The sequence below is a fragment of the Streptococcus sp. UBA3373 genome (assembly GCF_002360305.1).
In the GTDB taxonomy this organism is placed as follows: Bacteria; Bacillota; Bacilli; order Lactobacillales; family Streptococcaceae; genus Streptococcus; species Streptococcus alactolyticus.
This window is the reverse complement of the sequence record NZ_DEQF01000054.1, coordinates 1-18,910: the sequence shown is the minus strand read 5'-3', so window position 1 is coordinate 18,910 and position 18,910 is coordinate 1. Positions and strand designations below refer to the sequence as shown.

Sequence of the window (18,910 nt, the reverse complement as noted above, 5' to 3'; positions counted from 1 at the left end):
CACTATAATCCTACTTAGACACCATTATAGCATTTTTGAGCAAAATAACCACATTTAAGCAAAGTAGCTCAGTCGTAAAAAATAACCTCTTTATCAACCAATTCTTGCTGGTCATTATAGACAAATTTTGCTGAAAAGAAGGGCACATCATCCAAAATCCATTTGAACATCTCATAATCCCCTTCCCAAGTTGGTTTTGAGAGCACTTTATCATAAGGTACCCATTCTAAAGTACCCTCTCTTGATTCCTCATCTGAAATCAATTCTCCCTCAAAATCAGTGACCTTAAAGACATAAGTGTACCAGTCATGACCTGGAGTGAATTCTGGAAACGTAATCACACCCTTGAAATCCATTTTTTTAACCGTTAAATGCGTTTCCTCAAAAATCTCACGTTTGGCACACTCATCAGGCGTTTCACCCGCTTCCAATTTTCCACCTACTGAAATCCATTTCCCGTAATGGACATCGTTTGGCTTTTTATTTCGATGCAATAATAACAAGGCTTGGCCATTGTCAATGTAACAAATGGTGGCTAGTTTAGTCATTGTGATTTCCTCTCATGTTTGGCGTATTTTCTGATATTCTCATCTTGTCAAACGCAAAAAACACCCTACCAATAGTGTGATAGGATGCTAGACTGTGATTATTTGATGACTTGTTGCATTTTAGCGTATTTCGCTTCAACAGCGTCTTTTTCTGCTTTCCACCAATCTTCATGGTCAGTGTACCATTTGATCGTGTCTTCAAGTCCTTCTTCAAAGTTTGTGAATTGTGGTTCCCATCCAAGTTCTTCACGAAGTTTTGTTGAGTCAATCGCGTAACGAAGGTCGTGACCTGCACGGTCTGTAACGTGGTCGTAAGCGTCTTTTGGTTGACCCATTTTTTCAAGGATAAGTTCAAGAACTTCTTTGTTATTCTTTTCACCATCAGCACCGATAAGGTAAGTTTCACCGATACGTCCTTTAGTCAAGATAGCCCAAACCCCAGTCGAATGGTCGTTGGTGTGAATCCAATCACGAACGTTTTTACCATCACCGTAAAGTTTTGGTCGAATACCTGACAAGATGTTCGTGATTTGACGTGGAATGAATTTTTCGATGTGTTGGTATGGTCCGTAGTTGTTTGAACAGTTAGAAATAGTTGCTTTCACACCGAAAGAACGTACCCAAGCTTTAACAATCAAATCTGAAGCAGCTTTGGTTGATGAGTAAGGTGAACTTGGGTTGTAGTTTGTTTCTGCTGTGAATTTTTCACCTGGACCTTCACCATGTCCTGGAAGGTCTTCACGAAGAGGAAGGTCACCGTACACTTCATCTGTTGATACATGGTGGAAACGAATATCATATTTACGAGCAGCTTCCAACAAAGTGTACGTTCCAACAAAGTTAGTGTGGATAAATGGGCTTGGATCCTTCAATGAGTTATCGTTGTGGCTTTCAGCCGCATAGTGAACAATAGCATCCGCTTTTGCTGCTATTTTATCCACCAATTCAGCATCGGCAATATCGCCAACAACCAATTCAACACGATCACCTAGAATTTCTTCTAGGTTAGCACGGTTACCAGCGTAAGTGAGTTTGTCAAGGACTGTCACATGAACGTCTGGATGATTATTATAAACATAATGTACGAAATTTGAACCGATGAACCCAGCGCCACCAGTTACGATGATATTTTTGTATTCTGACATAATTTAAGATACAAAGGGACATTTTGCTTGTGCAAAATCTCGTAGAAAATAGAACATCTTTTCTCAGAGATTTAGTCCCGTGTTCTGTTTTTAAAAAACGGAACATTCCTTTCTGATTTATTTTTATTTGGTATTACAAATCGTCTTTGCTTAGTGGTTTAACGTCTTTTAATAATGGGTGGTTTTTGTCTGCTTCAGACACTTCCGCTTCTTCCAAGTTTTCCCATTTGATGCCCAAAGTTGGGTCGGCGTAGTTAACAAAGGCATATTTAGGTTTTAATTCTAAAGCCCAGTAGTCATTAACCAAGTAGCTGTATGACACTTTATCAGACAAGACTTGGAAACCATTGGCAACGCCGCGAGGAACGAAAATCCCTTTTGAAGCATCGATAACGGTTTGATACACATGACCAAAGCTGTCGCCTTCACGCAAGTCAACCCATGAACCAAGGACTTTTCCTTCATCAGCTACTGAGATGTATTTATCCCATGGTTCTGCATGAAGCCCACGCAAAACATTTTTATGTGAAAAGCTGACATTATTTTGCAATTTGCCTTCTGCAAAGAATGATTCTGGAAAACCAAGCGGTACCATTTTTTCTTTTTGGAAGTTTTCTTTGAACCAACCACGGTTGTCGCCATGCACAGGAATATCAAATTCAATCATTCCTGGGATGGCTTCGATGGGACGTGCAGCTAAAGCTTTACCAAAAAATTGTTCTGTCATTATTCTTCTCCAATCAAACGAAGCAAGTATTTACCGTATTCGTTTTTCTTCAATGGTTGTGCGAGATTGTGCACATCTTCTCTTGTGATGTAACCCATACGGTAAGCAATTTCTTCCAAGTTAGCAACTTGAAGGTTTTGCATACGTTGCACGGTTTCAATGTATTGGGCTGCTTCCAAAAGGCTTTCGTGTGTTCCTGTATCAAGCCAAGCAAAGCCACGTTCCATCACTTCAACAGAAAGGTCGCCACGTTCAAGGTAAACTTTGTTAACATCTGTGATTTCAAGTTCGCCACGCGCACTTGGTTTGATGTTTTTAGCAATCTCAACCACGTCATTGTCATAGAAATAAAGACCTGTGACAGCATAGTGAGATTTCGGATGTTCTGGTTTTTCCTCGATTGAAATAGCATTTCGGTTTTCATCAAATTCAACCACACCAAAACGTTCTGGATCTTTTACTTGGTAACCAAAGACAGTAGCACCTTTTTCCTTGCTGGCTGCTTTTTGAAGCATTTTGCTAAGTCCTGGTCCATGGTAGATGTTGTCACCCAAGATAAGAGCAACATTGTCATCACCGATAAATTCTTCACCGATGATAAAGGCTTGAGCCAAACCATCTGGACTTGGTTGCACAGCATAAGTCAATGAAATACCGAATTCTGAACCATCACCAAGTAATTCTTCAAAACGATGGATATCTGTTGGCGTTGAAATGATTAGGATATCACGAATCCCTGCCAACATCAGTGTAGATAGTGGGTAATAAATCATTGGTTTATCATACACTGGCATAAGTTGTTTTGAAGCTGCACGAGTCAAAGGGTACAAACGAGTCCCTGAACCTCCTGCTAGAATAATACCTTTCATACTAGGTCTCCCTCTTACATTAATTATTCAAGCCTATTCTATCATTTTTTTCAAATGCTGTCACTACGTTTCCAGATTTTACACTGGACTTACCTTACTTGTCCTTCACATTTACAAATGGTAAAACGGATTCGTTGGGGCTTGACTGGCGATAAATGTGACATCCCAGTCTTGCTCAGCTTTCCAAGTTTCGCATTTTTCAATGACTTTTTCAATAAATAACACTTCGATGTGGTGACCTGGGTCAATAGCCATCAAACCATTGGTAATCATTTCTTGTGCAGTGTGATAATAAATATCGCCTGTGATGTAAACTTGTGCCCCTTTGGCTAAAGCATCGTGGTAAAAACTTTGACCACTGCCACCGCAAACAGCCACACGGTTAATCAGCTGGTCCTGATTGCCATAAGCCACCAAACGCACACTATCCAAGTGAAAGGCCTCCTTCACAGTCAAGGCAAAATCTGAAAAAGCCTGCTCTTTAATCGTGCCAATGCGCCCGATACCATACCCGTCTTTGGTCGGAATCAATATTTCTGTATTTGTAATCCCCAAACGTTCGCAAAACCAATCATTTAATCCATCTGGCACAATATCAATATTGGTATGACTGACGTAAACAGCGATGTCGTGTTTGATTAAATCCAAGTAAATCTGGTTTTGAGCTGTTGCCACCAAATCTTTAAGTGGTTTAAAAATAGGAGCGTGTTTGACAATGATCAAATCCACATTTTTAGCAATAGCTTCCGCAACTGTTGTTTCACGGACATCGAGAGCTACCATCACGCGGTTGATATCCTTGTCCAAGGTCCCTATTTGCAAGCCTGAAATGTCACCCTCCATAGATAATGCTTGCGGGCAATAGGCTTCGTAACGGGCAATAAGATCACTTGCTTTCATGGATAACCTCCTTAATGGCATCTATTTTTTGAATCATAGCAGTGCGGTCAGCCACACGATTTTCAGGAATATGAGACAAAGCCAGTTCCAGTTTGGCCAGTTCACGTTCCCAGCGAGCACAAAAAACAGGCGATTTGGTTTGCATAAGAAATGGTCCAAAGCGCAAATCTTCGGCTGATAAATGCATGTGACCGTGTTCGACTACCATAATTTCGTAATACTTATCGTTTTCGGTCATGATGTGTTCAGCAACCAATTTAAATCCATTGGTCATCAACCAAGCACGCAATTCATCTTCACGGTTATTGGGTTGTAAAATCAAGCGTTCAACGCTAGCTAATTTTGCTTTTCCTGCTGCTAAAATCTCCGCAATCAGGCCACCACCCATGCCACAAATCGTAATAACATCCACCTTATCTTCTGGCTCAAATGCTGCCAAACCATTGGCCAAACGAACAGCTATCTTGTCATTCAAGCCAGCGTTAGCCACATTATGAAGGGCTGATTCATAAGGTCCCTTGACCACTTCACCAGCAAGAGCAAAGGAAATGGTATTGTCTTCAATCAAAGCAATGGGCAAGTAGGCATGGTCACTTCCCACATCTAATAAACGTGCGCCCTGCGGTACAAATTCTGCCACAGCCGCCAAACGTTGTGATAATACTGTCTGCATAAGTCTTCCTTCTAAATCTTCATTCACCACATTATTATATCAAAAAGGCACCCGGCTTACAAAAAGCGATGGCAATATAAAAAAGCTGAATATCAGCTTTTTACTTGGTATTTTTAACATGATCCTTGTAGTATTTGCAGTAACTTTGGACTGGGCAAATCGCACACTTAGGATTTTTGGCTAGGCAAAAGTAACGCCCAAAGAAAATCAAGCGATGATGTGTCACAATCCAATCCCTTTTAGGAATTTTCTTCATCAAATCATGCTCAATTTCAGTTACACTCGCGTCTTGTGCTGAGATATTAAGGCGCTTAGCAACACGAGAAACATGGGTATCTACGGCAATGGAAGGCACTTTGTAAATCTCTGCCAAAACAACATTGGCAGTCTTGCGCCCCACTCCTGGCAGGCTTTCTAGTTCCTTGTGCGTCTTAGGTACCACGCCGTCAAAATCCTGCAAAACAGCTCGCGCCGTTTTTACAATATTACGAGCCTTGTTTTTATAGAGCCCAATCGTTCTCAAATCATTTTCAACATCGACCACATTTGCCGCAGCCAAATCCGCGATAGTGGGGTAATGTTGCCACAACTGAGGGGTTACCTTATTGACCGATTTATCTGTTGTCTGTGCTGATAAAATCACAGCCACCAATAATTGAAAAGGGGTTTGATAGTCTAATTCACAGTGTGCATCAGGATACATCTCACCAATAATGGCCAAGACCTTGCGCAAACGTTCTCTACCTAATCTCATGAGTCACTCCATAAATCCATTGCTGACAAAAAGTCATCTGATACGAATACTTTGTTGGTTTTGCCACCTTCACGCTCCTTGCGATTTTCCTCAACTTGACGCACAGTGGTAATGCCCTCACGGCGCCAATTACGCAAAATAGCCGTAATGTATCTCCAATTGGTTTTACCATTGAAAACCGCTTCACGCAAGGCTTCCCGAACCAAATCAGGATCCACTTGGTCCTCACGAATGGTTTGCTGCAAATCCTCCAATTCAAAGGGGCTAAGCATCCGTCCCAATTCGCGCTCAAAATCCTCAACCAAGGTTTTGATCGGATTGTCAGAAGTTTGCTTTTCTGGGGTTGTATTAGCTTGATCTTGCAATTGATCCAAGCGGGCTAAAACGGGGCTAGCATCAAAAAGCACTTCAATCTCATTGCCCAGCTCAATGGTTTTCATATCCAAAAGCCCCTGAGCCGTCAAATCTGAAATGGTACTATTGACCTCAGCCACGGTTTTATTTAAGGCAGCAGCTATCTGACTAGGCGCCAAATCCTCCATTTTTGTAGTGTTTTGCAAATAAATAAATTGCCAAATCACAAAATCATCGGCGCTTTTAAAAATATCCTTATAATGAAATAGCAGAGCACTTGGCAAAACCAAATTGCCCGATTTAAAATTGTCTAAAAAACTCATGACACTATCTCTAAAAAGAGAATCTCCTTTATTGTTTATTTGGCTTTATCGCCCTAAATACCTGCAGATTCTCCCAACTGTTCTAATAAATAAGGGGTTTCTTGGTAAACGGCATAGTTAATCCAGTTGCTAAAGAAAGTCGTTGCGGCTAAATTCCACTGCATTGGTATGGCTTGACTAGGGTCATCATTGATATAATAATGCGCTGGCAAGTGGGGTTCTTTTCCAGCTTTGACATCACGCTGGTATTCCCAATCAAGAGTACCTCTATCATACTCCAAATGCCCAAAACTGTAAACTTCCCGCAAATCTTTACTGGCCACAATGGAAACGCCGACTTCTTTCCCTGAAGCAACGATCTCAAGGTGTTCCACCTGCTCAATCGCCGCACGCGTCACTTTTGTATGGCGTGAATGGGGTGCCATAAACACATCATCAAAGCCACGCACCAAAGGATTTGACGGTGCTTCAATCGTCTGAGCAAAAATACCTGACAATTTCTGTGGAAGCGGTGCCTTAGGAATGCCGTATTTGTAATACAAGCTTGCTTGCGCGCCCCAACACAGGTGTAAGGTCGAGTACACATGACTTTTAGCCCAATCAAATATCTGACACAACTCCTCCCAATAATCCACCTCTTCATATCGAAGGGTTTCAACAGGGGCGCCCGTCACAATCAAGCCATCATAATAATTGTCCTTCACATCCTCAAAGGTCTTGTAAAAGGTTTCGAGATGACTTTTGGCTGTGTTTTTGGAATGATGGCTGCGCATATACAAAAAGTCAATATTGATTTGCAAGGGAGTATTAGCCAATAAACGCAATAATTGCAACTCGGTAGTTTCCTTTGTCGGCATTAAATTGACAATCAAAAAACGAATGGGGCGGATATCTTGGTGATTTGCCCGTTTATTGTCCATAATAAAGACATTCTCTTTGCGCAAAATGTCTAATACAGGTAGTTCGCGATCAAGTTTTATTGGCATGAAAATATCTCCATTCTATAATATGTTAAATCATATTATAAAACATGGAGATATAGTTTTCAATTATATAAATTCTTTATATAGTTATAACTAATAACTATAACTAACCTGGGAAGTTCATCAAGACTTTGGTATCGTAACCTTCAATAGCTTTACGACCATTAAGACCATCCAATTCAATCAAGAAGGCACAACCAGCAACTACGCCACCAAGGCGTTCAACCATTTCAATGGTCGCTTTAACGGTACCACCTGTTGCAAGGAGGTCATCCACGATAAGAACACGTTGACCTGGTTTGATGGCATCTGCGTGCATACATAAAGTATCCACTCCGTATTCTTTTTCGTAATCTGCTGAAATTACTTCGCGAGGCAATTTACCTGGTTTACGTACTGGCGCAAAACCAATACCAAGTTCAAAAGCAACTGGGCAACCAACGATAAAACCACGCGCCTCAGGCCCAACAATCATATCGATTTTCTTGTCTGTTGCGTATTGAACAATTTCACGGATGGCGTAGCTGTACGCATTTCCATCTGCCATTAGAGGCGAAATGTCACGAAAAGTAATCCCTTCCTCTGGGTAATTTTCAATTGAAGCAATATAATTTTTTAAATCCATTTTCTTCTTTCTATGGGCTTTTTGCCAAAAAATGTTTTACATTTTATTATAGCATATTTTTCGAAAAAAGAAGGGGATTTAGGTAATAAATTTTCAAGACCTTAATTTTGATAATTCACTTGCCAATCTTTAATCAATGGATAAGTAACTAACTTGTTATTATCCAAATTTTCCTTATGCATATCGACAGCTGTAATCTGTGAATTATCGTAAGTTGTGTAGTAATAGATACCTTTTTCTGTGTTGATACATGAACTGTAAATGGTGTATTCGTATTTGCCGCTTTCATCTACGTAACATAACCCTTTTTGTTGTTCAACGGATTTCAAAATATGGAAGAACTGGTTAACACTAGATACTTCTGTATCTTCTGCTACTGAATTTAATTTAGTAAAGGCTACCTTAACATAGCGTGACATTGATGACAAATCACCAGGCAAACCAAGGCCTCCCATTCCTCGGCTATAAGTGTCTAAGGTAATTTCTGTAGAAAAGAGATTGTCAGAAACTTTTGGAGAAACGTGACGATAATTGTTTAAATTGAATAATTGTTTATCAAAAGTTGGGTTATTTGTCAAAACACCTGTTGGGTTATCATAAACCTTAAGACCACTAGCCACAGATTCCAACACAATAGCTTCATTGCGGTCTGCAATCAACCAGTGCAAGGGACTTGGTTGAAAATCATCACTAAATGCTTCATTTGTGACGTTAAGATTTTGGCAAAGTTTTTTAACTTCAGCAACAGATTGGCATTGTGATAAGAACCATGGAATCAATTCAAAAGATGCAAGGTTGTCTTTCCCTTCTGCTACTTCTTTATAGTCGGCATTTTCAGGGAAATTCAAACCTGCCATTCCTAAACCTTTTTCATTAACTGCTTCGTAATAAAGTGGGTAATCAGCCACTACCGTTGCCATTCCAATCATGGCAAAATGGCTGTTATTTTCTCCTTGGTGTCTAAACGAAAAAGGATAATTTCGAGGACAAATCGTTACCGTTTCATTGTAAGAAAAGTCCAAATCAAGATTTCGACCAAAGTAATTATCTTTAGTTGTATAAGTAATTGCAGTACACATAAAAAAACTCCTTTAAAAAATACTTTAAAAGTCATCTACAACTTTGCAGTCTCATTATAGTTCCAATTAAAAAAGTTTTCAATTTTTAAGTAAACGTTTTCTATGGAAAAAACTAAAAAAGCTACGCTGAGCTAAGCAACGTAACTTTTTAGTCTAGTTCATCAACCAGTCATAAATTTCTTGTGGCGTTCCAAGTGCCATGAGCTCTTGAAATTTCACTTCTTGCTTAAGATCTTGATAAATTTTACTATCAGAAATGCTGCGTTTCTCAGCACCTTTATTGACGACCATTACTCCATCTGTGATGGTTACAAAATCCAATTCATCAAAAATTTGAATCATTTTGACCAAAAGAATATCAGGAATATTAAGATAATGACTCAATTCTTTCAGCTTGTAACGAACATCAAATTCAGGGAATTGATAAATCGTTTTATACAACTTAGCAAATTGTTCACGAGTTCCATAGCCAGTCAAATAATAAGCTCGTTTAATGTGATTTTTAAAGTAAACGGCATCAAATTGTCGACCAACAAAAAGGGATTTGAGTTCTTCAGCCTTATCAGGAATATCTAGTACAACCACTTCACTGGCACTGGTGTCTTCACTCAAAACAGGAACACGTTCAGGAAGACTGGCATTTTTGGAACGAATATCAATCAACTGAACGCCGTCAACACGCGCGTCTTCAAGCATCAACTGAACTGTGGTTTGCCCGTTCCATTTGTTGATTGACAAGGTAACGGCAAGGCGCAGGTTCTGCGCTTGCTGGAATTCTTGTACCAAATGACCTTGGTTAAAGGCAACAAGGTCAACCGCCGTACTTCCTTGAGCAATTTTTAATTTCAAGTGAGCACCATTTTGCCCCATGGTACGTGCTTGTTTAACGGTAAGGTCTTTGATTTCAAAGACTGGCTTAGCATTATCCATCCCAAAAGGTGCGATCTTCTCAAGACTTTTAACAGTGTCTAAATCAATTTCTGACAAGTCCAGCACTTCATCAATGATCAAAGTCTTTTTCTGAGCTAAATTAATATCATTTTCAGCAATGTAATCACATAAAACTTGTGATAATTGCTCTAAGTTATCAACTGGCAAGGTCATTCCTGCAGCACCAGCATGTCCACCAAAAGCTTCAAATAAATCACGGTGGTCATCAAGTGCATGGAAGATATTGATTGCCTCAATACTTCTTGCAGAGCCTTTTGCCATATCGTCTTCAATGTTTAAGACAATAACTGGCTGAGCAATGTGCTCCAAAATACGACCAGCGACAATTCCTAGAACACCCGGGTGCCAACCTTCTTTTGCCAACACCTGCACAGGCTTGTCAAGATCAACCATGCCCATGGCTTCATCGTAAATTTTTTGAACAATTTCTTTACGTTCTTCATTCTTGGCATTAATCATTTGCGCAATACTTAGCGCTTCTTCATCATCAAAACCAGTCAATAATTCAATAGCTCGATTTGGATCATCTAGACGACCAAGAGAATTTAGCTGCGGCGCAATTTTAAACCCAACAGTTTCCTCATTAACATCTGACATGTCAATATCAGATACTTTCATAAGCTCTATGAGACCAATGCGTTCGGTCTGCTTGAGCATTTCAAGCCCAACCTTGACCATGATACGATTTTCATCTGTTAGACTAACCATATCGGCAATCGTTCCGATAGCAACCAAGTCTAACATTTCGGTTGGGATGGATTCTAATAGGGCACAAGCCACTTTGAAGGCTACACCACATCCTGCTAAATATTTAAAAGGATAGTCAGCTTCTGGATACTCTGGATGTACAATGGCAAATGCGTCTGGAAGCTCTGCTGGTAAGCCATGGTGGTCAGTAACAATGACATCTACTCCTTGACTTTGTGCATAGCTAATAGCTTCATGTCCAGCTACGCCATTATCCACCGTAATAATCAAAGAAACCTGTTGTTGCTCGATGAAATACTTATAAACCGATTCATTTGGTCCATAACCATCAACAAATCGGTTAGGAAGATAGACTTGAACCTCAGCTCCAAGCATTTCCAACGCTTCTTTCATGATACTAGCACTGGTCATCCCGTCGGCATCATAGTCACCATAAACCAAGATTTGTTCATAATTTTCAATAGCTTGACGAATGCGGGCAACTGCCTTGTCCATATCGTGCAAAAGATATGGATCGTGAAGTTGTGACAAATCATTCGATAAAAATTGAGCTAGTTTTTCGTCGTTGTCAACGCCACGACTGTATAGGATTTTGCTGGCTAATGCCGTTATATTTTCTTTTTTTGTCACTTCAAAAAAGCCATCATCTGGCTCTTTTTCAATATTTTTCCAATTGTATTTACTTGTTATCATTCACTTCTCACTTCTTATGTAGAATTGAAAGGAGGTTATTTATAATTAAAAACTTTGCGTGCTAAAAAATCAGCAATCTTTGGGAAAAGAGTATAGAATTTGTGTGCTGCAGCTATTGACCAAGGCATGTTCACTTCACGCTTGTTCTTACCTAAAATGGCAACCGTACGTCTAGCAACTTCTTCTGGTTGCAAAACAAAACGTCCAACACTCTTTAAGTATTCTCCAGATGGATCTGCCTTGTCAAAAAAGCTTGTTGCGATCGGTCCAGGATTAATCGTTGTCACATAAACATTGCTATCAGCTAATTCCAAACGTAGAGCATTTGAAAAACCAATCACAGCAAATTTTGTGGCTGAATACACCGACGATTTAGCCGATGCCATCAAGCCTGCCATGCTGGCAATAGTGATGATATGCCCTCGTTTAGCAGCTTTCATGCGCTGCCCAACCAGTCGTGAAAAAGTCATTGTGGCAAAGGTATTGACCTCAAACATGGCACGAATATCCGCAGTGGTATAGGCATCAAAAGCATTGAAATTCCCGTAACCAGCGTTGTTAATAAAGACATCAATCCGACCGTGCAAATCATACATCCGCTCAACAATAGCAGCAATCTCAGCATCATTTGACAGATCCAGCGACCAACAAGTAGTGTGGGGACGCTTGCCATAAAGGCTTTCTAATGTCGCCTTATCACGCCCCAAGGCAATGACATAATCCTCACTCGGTAGCTGATTGATGATGGCTTGCGCTACACCTCCGCTTGCTCCTGTAATGGCGATGATTCTCATAGGCTAACTTCTTCTAAATCCTTGACCATATGTGTGTTTTCAAAAATCGTTTGCGCATCTTTTTCCAATTGACGGCACTCGCGTCCCAAGAATCGCGCACTGATATGGTTCAACAGCAATTTCTTAGCTGAAGCAGCTTTGGCAATTTGGGCTGCCTGCATATTAGTTGAATGTCCGTGCTTGCGTGCCAAAGGCTCGTCTTTGGTGCCGTAGGTTGATTCGTGTACCAAAATATCTGCTCCCAAACCAAGGCGAATGCTGGCATCTGTTTTACGCGTGTCACCCAAAATGGTGATGATTTTTCCTTTTTTAGGTGCTGAAATGTAATCCTTGGCAATAATCTTGCGACCATCTTCCAAGACAACATCTTGCCCACTCTTGACCTTGCCAAAAAGCGGTCCAAACGGTACTCCAGCAGCCTTCAAGGCTTCAGCGTCCAAGGTTCCTTCCAAATCTTTTTGCATCACACGGTAGCCAATACAGAAAATCGTGTGGTCCAATTTTTCCGCATAAACCACAAATTTATCCGTTTCCATGATTTTTCCAAGATTGGTTTCGTCAAATTCATGAAAATGAATGCGGTAAGGCAAGCGGGCACCTGACAAACGCAAACTACTCAAAATGTAAGAACGAATGCCAACTGGCCCATAAACATCAAGGTCTGTTTGTTCTTCGTTAGCTTGAAAGGCACGGCTCGCTAAGAAACCAGGCAAACCAAAAATATGATCCCCATGCAAATGCGTGATAAAAATACGTTTAACTTTGCGAGGTTTAATGGTTGTTTCTAAAATCTGGCGCTGGGTACCCTCACCGCAGTCAAACATCCACACCTCATTGATTTCATCGAGCAATTTCAAAACCAAACTCGACACATTGCGTGACTTTGAAGGCTGACCTGCTCCTGTTCCCAAAAATTGTAATTCCATATGTTACCGATAAAACCGAAGTTTTGTCCTTTCCTACTGTACTTTTACATAAGCGATAAATTCTCGCTGGTCAAAGGTGTAATAAACTTGCCCCTTGTAGCCAGTTAGTAATTCTGCGAGTTCATCGCGATTGAAACTTTTTAGTTTCACCACGTTTCCTTTTAGCTTTGAAACATGGCTGAGCAGACTGTCTTGTGGCGTGAGGTCTTCAAGAACCTCTTCATCAAACGTCATATCTGCCATTTTTATATGATTGTCTGTGACATAGACCTTGTATTGTGGGAAAACCTGTGCCAATTCAAATAAGACTTCTAACGATACAGGCTCCTGCTTTTCAGAAAATACTCGTGCAATTTCTTGATCGTTTTCGTAAGTAAATCCGTACGATTTTCCTGATAAATTCAAGCGAATAAAGGGCTTGTGCTCGTCAAAAGAAGGCTCGCTATTAAACAAATGCAAGGCTTTTGACAAATCAAAATAGTAATCCGTTGCTGCCTTTGGAGATTGTTTTTGATACATTTCTGCAAAATAAGCGTTAATCACACTTGGCGGTGGGGTGATAAAATTCAACTTTTGCGCATCTGTCAATGGCTCCAAGGTATTTTGCAAATAAACCTTATCTAGTGACGTAAAACCGCCGTAGGTTAAGGCTAAATTGATATAATCAGTCATAAAATTCTTCTAATCTCCATTTATTTTTAGGGTCAATGTAGCCCGTGATCAATTGATATTCTTGTGTCCATTCATAAGGGTCAAGCAGCGCAATTTTATTTAAGTCATACAGTTTGTAAGCCTGACTTTGATGCACCCGAATGCTAAACGGTTCAAAAAGGTCACGAACTTCATTAAGTATCAAACGACGCAAGAGAGATTTGGCACCCTTATCACGCGCAGATAGGCGAACATTTGGAAAAGCCGTAGCCACCAAATTTTCAGCGCGGTCCATTTTGTTGTAAACGGCTAAGCGAGGAATGTCCTGCATATCCAAGTCTTTCAGCAAATCCAGGACCACTTTTTCATGTTCTTCATGGTTGGGGTCGCTAGCGTCAATCACGTGCAACAAGAGATCAACATGACGGCTCTCTTCCAAGGTTGACTTAAAGGCTGCCACCAATTCTGTCGGTAAATTTTGAATAAATCCAACCGTGTCCGTGAGAGTCACTTGAAATTGATTTTGCAAATAAATTTGCTTTGTCGTCGCATCCAAAGTCGCAAACAATTCATCGGCTTCGTACTGCTTATCATTTGTCAAAACGTTCATAATCGTTGATTTACCAGCATTTGTGTAACCAATCAAACCAATTTTAAAGACTTGTGACTCAGTGCGTTTTTCTCGACCAGTTTCACGATTCTTCTCAACGATTTTCAGTTGACGTTCAATATCTGAAATTTGATTGCGAATCGAACGACGGTTAAGCTCTAACTGACTTTCACCAGGTCCACGACTACCAATTCCACCTGCTTGTCGGCTAAGCATAACCCCCTGACCAACAAGACGTGGCAACATGTATTTGAGTTGAGCCAGATGAACTTGCAATTTACCTTCGTGACTACGGGCACGCATGGCAAAAATATCTAGAATCAACTGCATGCGGTCAATAACTTTAACGCCAAGTTCTGCTTCCAAATTAACATTTTGACGTGGCGTTAAGCGGTCGTTGACAATCACAGTATCGATCTCATCAGCGTCAACAATCGCTTTGATTTCAGCTAATTTCCCTGAACCAATCAAAGATTTGCTATCATATTTCTCACGTTTTTGACGATAAGATGAGACCACCTCAGCACCTGCTGTTTCAGCGAGTGACGCCAATTCTTCCATTGACATTTCAAAGTTTTCTGTGTCAGGCAACTCAACTCCTAGCAAAATCACTCGTTCTTGGTGCTTGCTTGTTTCAATCATCTTGTACTCACCCCTTTACTTGATTAACTCGTAAATATCATTATATCATAAAATCAAAAATGACGGTACAAAGCACCGTTAGGCTATCAGCAAAAGCATTAGAAAAAGCACCTTGAAGGTGCTACTTCCCTTAGGCTAGTTAGTTTGCTAAAAAATCCTGAACAGCCTTATTTATCTGCTTTTTAACATCACTTTCTGATACCATGTAAAAAGAAACGGCCATGCGATTTCGGAACCACGTTAATTGTCGTTTGGCGAAACGGCGAGTGTTTTGTTTGAGTTTGTCAACGCTCTCCTCCAACGAAGCTTGACCTGCGAAGTAAGGAAAAAGTTCCTTGTAACCAATAGCACGCGCCGCCTGCACATCACGGTGATTGTCATAAAGCCATTTTGCCTCATCCAAAAGCCCCTTTTCAACCATGACATCCACACGGTGATTAATGCGTTCGTAAAGCACCTGACGGTCATCGTTTAAGCCAATCAACAAAGCATCGTAGGGAGTTTCCTTGTTTTCCAAATCTTGCCCAAATGTCGCTAATTCCAAGGCACGAATGGCACGGCGGCGGTTTAACTCAGGAATCTCAATGTCCTGCTCTGCTATTTTGTCAAATAAAACAGCATCCGCCAACTGCTCCAGCTCCTGACGATAAGCCAGCACCTCCTCTTGATTGACCTGACCGCCTAGATGATAGCCTTCCAGCAGACTTTGCAAATACAAGCCCGTCCCGCCAACGATAATAGGCAACTTGCCACGGCTAGTAATATCCTCAATCGCCGCACTGGCTTCCTTGACAAAATCATAGGCCGAATAAGCCTCATCCACCTCACGCACATCAATGAGATGATGCGGTGCCTCAGCCTGCTCCTCAAGAGTCGCCTTAGCCGTCCCAATATCCAAATGACGATACACCTGCTGGCTATCCCCACTAATGATTTCACCGTTAAATCGCTTTGCTAATTCAATCCCTAAAGCGGTTTTTCCCACTGCTGTTGGACCAACAACTGCTATGATTTTTACCTTATCTAAACCCATTTTTACTTATCCATCCGTCCTAACACATATCCTGATAAAAGAAACGTTTTTACTTGAATTCTACACTAATTTTAGTTACTATTATTATAACATATGGTGGCGGGACAAGGAACAATCGTCAGTTACTAATAACGACTTGATTTTAGCAATCAGTGATGTGTTGTGACTACCGTCCTTATAAAAAAGGAGGAATTAGATTATGGCTAAAAGATTTGCTTTTGCTAAAGGGATTGCGACAGGTGTTTTAGCAACTGCAGCAACTGTTGCTGGAGCTGTTTACGCTGTCAAGAAAAATATCATTGACCCAGAAGAAGAAAAAGCTGCTTTCATCGAAGAAAATCGTAAAAAAGCCGCTCGTAAACGTGTCTCTCACTAATCAGACAAGTTTAAAAGAACTACAAGCATCTGCTTGTAGTTCTTTTTTTGTCTTACTTACAAAATTTCCCATTCCTTAATGCCAAATTCCTCTAGCAACTGTTGGATCTTATCAAAATACAGGCGAAAATGTTCCAAACGATGCCCGTCTGAGCCGATCGAATACTTATGCCCGCCCAATTCCTTGACCAAGCCCAAGGCATAACGATACAAGTCCTCATTATGATACAAATACATGGATTTACTATTTAACTCAAAAGCTAAATCATGGTCAATCATTTTTTGGAAGATACGCTTTAATTGAGGTTCATAAACTTTTAAATCCTCGACTGTCATATCAAAAATTCGAAAGCCATAATCAAAATGTGCTAAAACATCCGCATCCACGCGCCCAATCGCGTGCTCAAGCCTATCCAAATAATCTTGAATGACCACATCCTTGTCCATGCTAGCCACTTCATCATCCAAATAATCATTGATGCCATTGTGGTGAACCGATAACAATTTTAAGTCATAGTTCTTATCTGCTAAATAAGCAATAATATCATCTTCACGTGGCTCATAATAGCCAATTTCAATTCCTTTTTTGATACGATTGCCATATTTTCGATTAAGCTCAGCTATTTCACGCGAATAAGCGTCATAATCCGGCACATTATCTTGCTTAGTATAAGGATTTGACAAATCATAGTGCTCTGTTGTCACAATATTACCATCATAATGAGTTAAATAATCTTCAAACTGAGTCTCTGAATCATATGAAAAATGTGTGTGTAAATGATTATCTCGCATCCTCTACCTCGTTTATCTTTACTTGTGACTAATCTAAATCCTCAATACCAGCTGCCATGCGCTCTTCTCCCCACCAATTTGGCATCAACTCACCAAGTGTAATGGTTTCACGCTTGTCATAGTCAATCATAAATTCCAAATCTTTATTTTTAGGTGACAATTGCATCAAAAATTCACGGCAGGCACCACAAGGCATACCTGAACCACCACCATTTGGCGCTTTATCACGAAAGGCAATTATACGCTTTATAGTCGTTTGACCAGATTGCTGGAACATATTAAATGATGCAGCTCGTTCCGCACAAAGATGAAATACACCAGACGTAGCTTCAAAACAGTAGCCTGTGAAAATCTGTCCATCTTCTGCTTCAATTGCTGCAACAACATGATTTGAATAAATAAAAGGCGTCACATAATGTGGATTATAGTCATTTTTTGCCGCTTCGTACAGTTTCTCCCAAATATCCATCATAAATTTCCTATAAAAATTGTCAGTCTTTTATTATTTTACCAAATTTTCTGTCATTTTTATAGAAAAACATATTTTTTCAGTTATAGTTTATAACTATACATTATCCCATATAAATAACTATTTTTCAAAACTGAAAAGCTCAGCTAAAATAGGAATCACAAAAAAATAAACGAGGTATAGAAAATGACTAAATCAAGATTTCAACTAGTTGGTTCACTTTTACGACCAGCAGATTTACGCGAATACAAAATCGCAATCGAGCATCGTGATGATATCAAATATCCTTTCTACGATGCATTCGAAGGCTACAAAGAAACAGAAACAGCTGATATCAGAAAAGTTATCGCTGAAGAAAAAGCAGCAGGTATCGATGTCCTAACTGACGGCGAATACTCAAAATCTATGTGGCACCTTGATTTCGTTTGGGGCTTAAAAGGTATTGAACGTTACATCGCTGACCACGGATACACTTTCCAAGACCATGATGGCGGTCATTTTGAAACACGTAAGGATATTGGTATCCGTATCACAGAACCACTTTCTGGCAAAAATCACCACTTTCTAGATATTTACAAACTTCTTAAAGAAGAAGCTGGTGAAACTGACACAAAACTAACAATCTGGGGACCTGCTCACGCCTACACAGAATTCACAGTCTTTAATCAATTAGTTGGCGAAGACCAAGTTTACAAAACTAAAGAAGAACTAAAAGTTGGTCTTACAAATGCCTATAAAGAATTCTTGAAAGAATACAAAGCAGCTGGCGGAGAAATCATTCAATTTGACGACTGCCTCTGGGAACTTTTCGATGAAACAAACCCAGCTGGTTTCTTTGCTCAAGGAAACAGCGCTCTTGCCAATCTTGCTGATGAATTCATCGCAGTAAATAACGATGTTGCGGACTACGGTCATGAGCTTGGTTTGCAAGTTTGGACTCACAACTGCCGTGGTAACTACGAAAGTCGTTCTGCTGCTGGTGGTACTTACGAAGCTATCGCAACAAAATTCTTGAAAGATCAACACTATGACCGTTTCTTCCTTGAATGGGATAGCGAAGTGGCTGGTGACCTTAAAGCTCTTGAAAGCTTGAAAGACTCAGATGCTGAAGTCGTTCTTGGACTTCTTTCAAGTAAAACAACTGATCTTGACGATGAAGAACGTGCGCTTAAAATGCTTGAAGAAGCTAGCCAAATCTTGCCAAAAGACCGCCTTTACCTCTCACACCAATGCGGTTTTGCTTCATGTGATTCTGGAAATGAATTGAGCATTCCACAACAATGGGC

Annotated in this window: 21 protein-coding genes; 2 read left to right on the top strand and 19 right to left on the bottom strand. The window is 40.3% G+C overall.

All coding sequences use genetic code 11. The features are described 5' to 3' along the window. Positions 1-68: 68 nt before the first annotated feature. The 17 genes from B3R79_RS07105 to miaA all read right to left on the bottom strand — a co-directional run bounded on the left by B3R79_RS07105 (position 69) and on the right by miaA (position 15,988). The gene (locus tag B3R79_RS07105) at positions 69-548 is read right to left on the bottom strand and encodes an NUDIX hydrolase (RefSeq protein ID WP_293695984.1); all 480 of its coding nucleotides are present in this window, start codon (positions 546-548) and stop codon (positions 69-71) included. Positions 549-646: 98 nt separating this feature from the next. Next, a complete protein-coding gene (gene rfbB, locus B3R79_RS07100; RefSeq protein ID WP_293695981.1) occupies positions 647-1,693 on the bottom strand; it encodes a dTDP-glucose 4,6-dehydratase in 1,047 nt (348 codons plus the stop codon). 133 nt (positions 1,694-1,826) lie between these two features. Beyond that, on the bottom strand, positions 1,827-2,420 hold the full coding sequence (locus tag B3R79_RS07095) for a dTDP-4-dehydrorhamnose 3,5-epimerase family protein (RefSeq protein WP_154454276.1): 594 nt from the start codon (positions 2,418-2,420) through the stop codon (positions 1,827-1,829). Further along, positions 2,420-3,289 carry a glucose-1-phosphate thymidylyltransferase RfbA gene (gene rfbA, locus B3R79_RS07090; RefSeq protein ID WP_154454277.1) on the bottom strand — a complete coding sequence of 290 codons (870 nt, stop codon included), beginning with the start codon at positions 3,287-3,289 and terminating at the stop codon, positions 2,420-2,422. The genes B3R79_RS07095 and rfbA overlap by 1 nt, the downstream gene beginning before the upstream one ends. A 111-nt stretch (positions 3,290-3,400) precedes the next feature. Further along, the gene (locus B3R79_RS07085) at positions 3,401-4,189 is read right to left on the bottom strand and encodes a Nif3-like dinuclear metal center hexameric protein (protein ID WP_154454278.1); all 789 of its coding nucleotides are present in this window, start codon (positions 4,187-4,189) and stop codon (positions 3,401-3,403) included. Beyond that, positions 4,176-4,862: a tRNA (adenine(22)-N(1))-methyltransferase gene (locus B3R79_RS07080; RefSeq protein WP_293695978.1), complete on the bottom strand. Its 687-nt coding sequence runs from the start codon at positions 4,860-4,862 to the stop codon at positions 4,176-4,178. Before B3R79_RS07080 ends, B3R79_RS07085 begins: the two co-directional genes overlap by 14 nt. A 100-nt stretch (positions 4,863-4,962) precedes the next feature. Further along, entirely contained in the window at positions 4,963-5,616 is a 654-nt protein-coding gene (gene nth, locus B3R79_RS07075) for an endonuclease III (protein WP_168260927.1), read from the bottom strand. Next, the gene (locus tag B3R79_RS07070; protein ID WP_293695975.1) at positions 5,613-6,293 is read right to left on the bottom strand and encodes a DnaD domain-containing protein; all 681 of its coding nucleotides are present in this window, start codon (positions 6,291-6,293) and stop codon (positions 5,613-5,615) included. The genes nth and B3R79_RS07070 overlap by 4 nt, the downstream gene beginning before the upstream one ends. A 53-nt stretch (positions 6,294-6,346) precedes the next feature. Beyond that, positions 6,347-7,279 (bottom strand): homoserine O-acetyltransferase MetA, encoded by a 933-nt coding sequence (gene metA, locus B3R79_RS07065; RefSeq protein ID WP_204984567.1) that lies wholly within the window; start codon positions 7,277-7,279, stop codon positions 6,347-6,349. Between the two features lie 103 nt (positions 7,280-7,382). Next, positions 7,383-7,901, bottom strand: coding sequence for an adenine phosphoribosyltransferase (locus B3R79_RS07060; protein WP_168260930.1), 519 nt, complete (start codon positions 7,899-7,901; stop codon positions 7,383-7,385). A gap of 101 nt (positions 7,902-8,002) precedes the next feature. After that, on the bottom strand, positions 8,003-8,980 hold the full coding sequence (bsh, locus tag B3R79_RS07055) for a choloylglycine hydrolase (protein ID WP_058833142.1): 978 nt from the start codon (positions 8,978-8,980) through the stop codon (positions 8,003-8,005). 153 nt (positions 8,981-9,133) lie between these two features. Beyond that, complete coding sequence (gene recJ / locus B3R79_RS07050) at positions 9,134-11,332, bottom strand: single-stranded-DNA-specific exonuclease RecJ (RefSeq protein ID WP_168260931.1); 2,199 nt, start codon at positions 11,330-11,332, stop codon at positions 9,134-9,136. Between the two features lie 35 nt (positions 11,333-11,367). After that, positions 11,368-12,126, bottom strand: a complete 759-nt coding sequence (locus tag B3R79_RS07045; RefSeq protein WP_168260932.1) for an SDR family NAD(P)-dependent oxidoreductase — start codon at positions 12,124-12,126, stop codon at positions 11,368-11,370. Beyond that, the gene (rnz, locus tag B3R79_RS07040; protein WP_168260933.1) at positions 12,123-13,052 is read right to left on the bottom strand and encodes a ribonuclease Z; all 930 of its coding nucleotides are present in this window, start codon (positions 13,050-13,052) and stop codon (positions 12,123-12,125) included. The genes B3R79_RS07045 and rnz overlap by 4 nt, the downstream gene beginning before the upstream one ends. Before the next feature lie 33 nt (positions 13,053-13,085). After that, positions 13,086-13,724 (bottom strand): cystathionine beta-lyase, encoded by a 639-nt coding sequence (locus B3R79_RS07035; protein ID WP_168260934.1) that lies wholly within the window; start codon positions 13,722-13,724, stop codon positions 13,086-13,088. Next, positions 13,717-14,955 carry a GTPase HflX gene (hflX, locus tag B3R79_RS07030; protein WP_204984571.1) on the bottom strand — a complete coding sequence of 413 codons (1,239 nt, stop codon included), beginning with the start codon at positions 14,953-14,955 and terminating at the stop codon, positions 13,717-13,719. Before hflX ends, B3R79_RS07035 begins: the two co-directional genes overlap by 8 nt. Before the next feature lie 139 nt (positions 14,956-15,094). Beyond that, positions 15,095-15,988 carry a tRNA (adenosine(37)-N6)-dimethylallyltransferase MiaA gene (miaA, locus tag B3R79_RS07025; RefSeq protein ID WP_204984572.1) on the bottom strand — a complete coding sequence of 298 codons (894 nt, stop codon included), beginning with the start codon at positions 15,986-15,988 and terminating at the stop codon, positions 15,095-15,097. A 199-nt stretch (positions 15,989-16,187) separates the two neighbouring features. On the opposite strand from miaA, the gene B3R79_RS07020 reads away from it, so the two are divergent. Next, complete coding sequence (locus B3R79_RS07020) at positions 16,188-16,364, top strand: DUF3042 family protein (RefSeq protein WP_154454290.1); 177 nt, start codon at positions 16,188-16,190, stop codon at positions 16,362-16,364. A gap of 56 nt (positions 16,365-16,420) precedes the next feature. On the opposite strand, the gene B3R79_RS07015 is transcribed toward B3R79_RS07020, so the two are convergent. Then, positions 16,421-17,155 carry a PHP domain-containing protein gene (locus tag B3R79_RS07015; RefSeq protein ID WP_168260936.1) on the bottom strand — a complete coding sequence of 245 codons (735 nt, stop codon included), beginning with the start codon at positions 17,153-17,155 and terminating at the stop codon, positions 16,421-16,423. Positions 17,156-17,183: 28 nt separating this feature from the next. Then, positions 17,184-17,624, bottom strand: coding sequence for a cytidine deaminase family protein (locus tag B3R79_RS07010; RefSeq protein ID WP_058833145.1), 441 nt, complete (start codon positions 17,622-17,624; stop codon positions 17,184-17,186). Positions 17,625-17,810: 186 nt separating this feature from the next. Here B3R79_RS07010 and B3R79_RS07005 point away from each other — a divergent pair. After that, positions 17,811-18,910 (top strand): cobalamin-independent methionine synthase II family protein (locus B3R79_RS07005; RefSeq protein ID WP_293695960.1); only part of this gene is annotated, 1,100 nt, incomplete at its 3' end.